This is a genomic window from Pseudomonas putida (assembly GCF_028682395.1).
GTDB lineage: Bacteria > Pseudomonadota > Gammaproteobacteria > Pseudomonadales > Pseudomonadaceae > Aquipseudomonas > Aquipseudomonas putida_AB.
The window spans coordinates 1-5,693 of the sequence record NZ_JANHLC010000023.1 but is presented as its reverse complement, the minus strand read 5'-3'; the positions used below and the strand labels follow the sequence as shown (position 1 = coordinate 5,693).

At 50.8% G+C, this 5,693-nt stretch carries 1 protein-coding gene, 2 tRNA genes and 3 rRNA genes; all 6 read right to left on the bottom strand.

All coding sequences use genetic code 11. The features are described from left to right. A 5S ribosomal RNA gene (gene rrf / locus NPS46_RS25035) occupies positions 1-106 on the bottom strand; the annotation flags it as partial. Between the two features lie 135 nt (positions 107-241). Next, a 23S ribosomal RNA gene (locus NPS46_RS25030) occupies positions 242-3,133 on the bottom strand. Between the two features lie 238 nt (positions 3,134-3,371). After that, positions 3,372-3,447 (bottom strand) — tRNA-Ala (locus NPS46_RS25025). 10 nt (positions 3,448-3,457) lie between these two features. Beyond that, a tRNA-Ile gene (locus NPS46_RS25020) sits at positions 3,458-3,534 on the bottom strand. A gap of 123 nt (positions 3,535-3,657) precedes the next feature. Continuing rightward, positions 3,658-5,194 (bottom strand): 16S ribosomal RNA (locus NPS46_RS25015). A 303-nt stretch (positions 5,195-5,497) separates the two neighbouring features. Further along, the coding region (locus NPS46_RS25010) for a hypothetical protein (RefSeq protein ID WP_274112029.1) at positions 5,498-5,693 on the bottom strand (196 nt) is incomplete at its 5' end.

Genomic DNA, 5,693 nt, shown 5'->3' with positions numbered 1-5,693 from the left:
GACCTACTCTCACATGGGGAAACCCCACACTACCATCGGCGATGCATCGTTTCACTTCTGAGTTCGGGATGGGATCAGGTGGTTCCAATGCTCTATGGTCGTCAAGAAATTCGGGTACTGAGCCGTCTTTCGACGTATCAGCAAATTGGGTATGTAATAGATTTGTGTGTCGTGCAAACTTTCGGTTTGTATCGTCTTCACACACCGCAACTCGCTTTTAAGCAAATTGCTTGGGTGTTATATGGTCAAGCCTCACGGGCAATTAGTATTGGTTAGCTCAACGCCTCACAGCGCTTACACACCCAACCTATCAACGTCGTAGTCTTCGACGGCCCTTCAGGGAACTCAAGGTTCCAGTGAGATCTCATCTTGAGGCAAGTTTCCCGCTTAGATGCTTTCAGCGGTTATCTTTTCCGAACATAGCTACCCGGCAATGCCACTGGCGTGACAACCGGAACACCAGAGGTTCGTCCACTCCGGTCCTCTCGTACTAGGAGCAGCCCCTCTCAAATCTCAAACGTCCACGGCAGATAGGGACCGAACTGTCTCACGACGTTCTAAACCCAGCTCGCGTACCACTTTAAATGGCGAACAGCCATACCCTTGGGACCGGCTTCAGCCCCAGGATGTGATGAGCCGACATCGAGGTGCCAAACACCGCCGTCGATATGAACTCTTGGGCGGTATCAGCCTGTTATCCCCGGAGTACCTTTTATCCGTTGAGCGATGGCCCTTCCATACAGAACCACCGGATCACTAAGACCTACTTTCGTACCTGCTCGACGTGTCTGTCTCGCAGTCAAGCGCGCTTTTGCCTTTATACTCTACGACCGATTTCCGACCGGTCTGAGCGCACCTTCGTACTCCTCCGTTACTCTTTAGGAGGAGACCGCCCCAGTCAAACTACCCACCATACACTGTCCTCGATCCGGATAACGGACCTGAGTTAGAACCTCAAAGTTGCCAGGGTGGTATTTCAAGGATGGCTCCACGCAGACTGGCGTCCACGCTTCAAAGCCTCCCACCTATCCTACACAAGCAAATTCAAAGTCCAGTGCAAAGCTATAGTAAAGGTTCACGGGGTCTTTCCGTCTAGCCGCGGATACACTGCATCTTCACAGCGATTTCAATTTCACTGAGTCTCGGGTGGAGACAGCGCCGCCATCGTTACGCCATTCGTGCAGGTCGGAACTTACCCGACAAGGAATTTCGCTACCTTAGGACCGTTATAGTTACGGCCGCCGTTTACCGGGGCTTCGATCAAGAGCTTCGCGTTAGCTAACCCCATCAATTAACCTTCCGGCACCGGGCAGGCGTCACACCCTATACGTCCACTTTCGTGTTTGCAGAGTGCTGTGTTTTTAATAAACAGTCGCAGCGGCCTGGTATCTTCGACCGGCATGAGCTTACGGAGCAAGTCCTTCACCCTCACCGGCGCACCTTCTCCCGAAGTTACGGTGCCATTTTGCCTAGTTCCTTCACCCGAGTTCTCTCAAGCGCCTTGGTATTCTCTACCCAACCACCTGTGTCGGTTTGGGGTACGGTTCCTGGTTACCTGAAGCTTAGAAGCTTTTCTTGGAAGCATGGCATCAACCACTTCGTGTTCTAAAAGAACACTCGTCATCAGCTCTCGGCCTTAGAATCCCGGATTTACCTAAGATTCCAGCCTACCACCTTAAACTTGGACAACCAACGCCAAGCTGGCCTAGCCTTCTCCGTCCCTCCATCGCAATAACCAGAAGTACAGGAATATTAACCTGTTTTCCATCGACTACGCTTTTCAGCCTCGCCTTAGGGACCGACTAACCCTGCGTCGATTAACGTTGCGCAGGAAACCTTGGTCTTTCGGCGTGGGTGTTTTTCACACCCATTGTCGTTACTCATGTCAGCATTCGCACTTCTGATACCTCCAGCAAGCTTCTCAACTCACCTTCACAGGCTTACAGAACGCTCCTCTACCGCATCACCTAAGTGATACCCGTAGCTTCGGTGTATGGTTTGAGCCCCGTTACATCTTCCGCGCAGGCCGACTCGACTAGTGAGCTATTACGCTTTCTTTAAAGGGTGGCTGCTTCTAAGCCAACCTCCTAGCTGTCTAAGCCTTCCCACATCGTTTCCCACTTAACCATAACTTTGGGACCTTAGCTGACGGTCTGGGTTGTTTCCCTTTTCACGACGGACGTTAGCACCCGCCGTGTGTCTCCCATGCTCGGCACTTGTAGGTATTCGGAGTTTGCATCGGTTTGGTAAGTCGGGATGACCCCCTAGCCGAAACAGTGCTCTACCCCCTACAGTGATACATGAGGCGCTACCTAAATAGCTTTCGAGGAGAACCAGCTATCTCCGAGCTTGATTAGCCTTTCACTCCGATCCACAGGTCATCCGCTAACTTTTCAACGGTAGTCGGTTCGGTCCTCCAGTCAGTGTTACCTAACCTTCAACCTGCCCATGGATAGATCGCCCGGTTTCGGGTCTATTCCCAGCGACTAGACGCCCTATTAAGACTCGCTTTCGCTACGCCTCCCCTATTCGGTTAAGCTCGCCACTGAAAATAAGTCGCTGACCCATTATACAAAAGGTACGCAGTCACAGAACAAAGTCTGCTCCCACTGCTTGTACGCATACGGTTTCAGGATCTATTTCACTCCCCTCTCCGGGGTTCTTTTCGCCTTTCCCTCACGGTACTAGTTCACTATCGGTCAGTCAGTAGTATTTAGCCTTGGAGGATGGTCCCCCCATATTCAGACAAGGTTTCTCGTGCCCCGTCCTACTCGATTTCATGACTAAGAGATTTTCGCGTACAGGGCTATCACCCACTATGGCCGCACTTTCCAGAGCGTTCCGCTAATCTCAAAGCCACTTAAGGGCTAGTCCCCGTTCGCTCGCCACTACTAAGGGAATCTCGGTTGATTTCTTTTCCTCAGGGTACTTAGATGTTTCAGTTCCCCTGGTTCGCCTCTTACACCTATGTATTCAGTGTAAGATAACCATCTTATGATGGCTGGGTTCCCCCATTCAGACATCTCCGGATCAAAGTCTGTTTGCCGACTCCCCGAAGCTTTTCGCAGGCTACCACGTCTTTCATCGCCTCTGACTGCCAAGGCATCCACCGTATGCGCTTCTTCACTTGACCATATAACCCCAAGCAATCTGGTTATACTATGAAGACGACATTCGCCGAAAATTTGCATTCTTAATTAAAAGAGAACTCACAAATTTTACCTTAGCCTGATCCGTTACCAGTGAAAGTAACGTTCAGTCTATCTTTCTATCACATACCCAAATTTTTAAAGAACGATCTAATCAAAGACTAGAAATCAATATTCAGTCTGAATATTCATTTCTAAACTCTAACAAGTAGAAGCAGTTAATGGTGGAGCCAAGCGGGATCGAACCGCTGACCTCCTGCGTGCAAGGCAGGCGCTCTCCCAGCTGAGCTATGGCCCCATAACAAAATTGGTGGGTCTGGGCAGATTCGAACTGCCGACCTCACCCTTATCAGGGGTGCGCTCTAACCAACTGAGCTACAGACCCAATTTCGAGCGCGTAACTGTTAGCTTGGAGCTATCAGCTTGGAGCTTAAAGCTGCTTCTATCGTCTTCTTCAATGAATCAAGCAATTCGTGTGGGAGCTTATGGAGCAGCTGATGTCGTCGATTAAGGAGGTGATCCAGCCGCAGGTTCCCCTACGGCTACCTTGTTACGACTTCACCCCAGTCATGAATCACACCGTGGTAACCGTCCTCCCGAAGGTTAGACTAGCTACTTCTGGTGCAACCCACTCCCATGGTGTGACGGGCGGTGTGTACAAGGCCCGGGAACGTATTCACCGCGACATTCTGATTCGCGATTACTAGCGATTCCGACTTCACGCAGTCGAGTTGCAGACTGCGATCCGGACTACGATCGGTTTTGTGGGATTAGCTCCACCTCGCGGCTTGGCAACCCTCTGTACCGACCATTGTAGCACGTGTGTAGCCCAGGCCGTAAGGGCCATGATGACTTGACGTCATCCCCACCTTCCTCCGGTTTGTCACCGGCAGTCTCCTTAGAGTGCCCACCATTACGTGCTGGTAACTAAGGACAAGGGTTGCGCTCGTTACGGGACTTAACCCAACATCTCACGACACGAGCTGACGACAGCCATGCAGCACCTGTCTCAATGTTCCCGAAGGCACCAATCTATCTCTAGAAAGTTCATTGGATGTCAAGGCCTGGTAAGGTTCTTCGCGTTGCTTCGAATTAAACCACATGCTCCACCGCTTGTGCGGGCCCCCGTCAATTCATTTGAGTTTTAACCTTGCGGCCGTACTCCCCAGGCGGTCAACTTAATGCGTTAGCTGCGCCACTAAGAGCTCAAGGCTCCCAACGGCTAGTTGACATCGTTTACGGCGTGGACTACCAGGGTATCTAATCCTGTTTGCTCCCCACGCTTTCGCACCTCAGTGTCAGTATCAGTCCAGGTGGTCGCCTTCGCCACTGGTGTTCCTTCCTATATCTACGCATTTCACCGCTACACAGGAAATTCCACCACCCTCTACCATACTCTAGCTTGCCAGTTTTGGATGCAGTTCCCAGGTTGAGCCCGGGGATTTCACATTCAACTTAACAAACCACCTACGCGCGCTTTACGCCCAGTAATTCCGATTAACGCTTGCACCCTCTGTATTACCGCGGCTGCTGGCACAGAGTTAGCCGGTGCTTATTCTGTCGGTAACGTCAAAACAATTACGTATTAGGTAACTGCCCTTCCTCCCAACTTAAAGTGCTTTACAATCCGAAGACCTTCTTCACACACGCGGCATGGCTGGATCAGGCTTTCGCCCATTGTCCAATATTCCCCACTGCTGCCTCCCGTAGGAGTCTGGACCGTGTCTCAGTTCCAGTGTGACTGATCATCCTCTCAGACCAGTTACGGATCGTAGCCTTGGTGAGCCATTACCTCACCAACTAGCTAATCCGACCTAGGCTCATCTGATAGCGCAAGGCCCGAAGGTCCCCTGCTTTCTCCCGTAGGACGTATGCGGTATTAGCGTCCGTTTCCGAACGTTATCCCCCACTACCAGGCAGATTCCTAGGCATTACTCACCCGTCCGCCGCTCTCAAGAGAAGCAAGCTTCTCTATACCGCTCGACTTGCATGTGTTAGGCCTGCCGCCAGCGTTCAATCTGAGCCATGATCAAACTCTTCAGTTCAAACATCTTTGGGTTTTGAGAAAACCCTAAACTTGGCTCAGCAATCGTTGGTTACATCTTTGATTTCTCGCGGAGTAACTTGTGATGCTGATAATCTTTTTGACTATCAGTCTGACTCCACAAGCACCCACACGAATTGCTTGATTCAGTTGTTAAAGAGCGGTTGGTTAAGATCTTTCGTCTCAACCGAGGCGCGCATTCTACAGCAGCCTCTGTTGCTGTCAAGCGGTTATTTTAAGAAGTTTTCAAAGTTTCGCTTGGAAATCTTTAACAACTTCAACCACTTGCGCTTCCGATCTCTCGTCAGCGGGAGGCGAATTCTACAGCGTTACACGCTGCTGTCAACACCTCTTTTTCTCCGCTTTCGACCGAGAAGATCGAATCGTTAATAAGGCGAAAATGCTGCCTTACCAACTCCTTCTGGGCTTCGATGAACTGAAGCGTAACCGCTGTCGAAAACCGCGTAACTCGTTGAATCTCAAGGAGTTTTCCGTTTCGA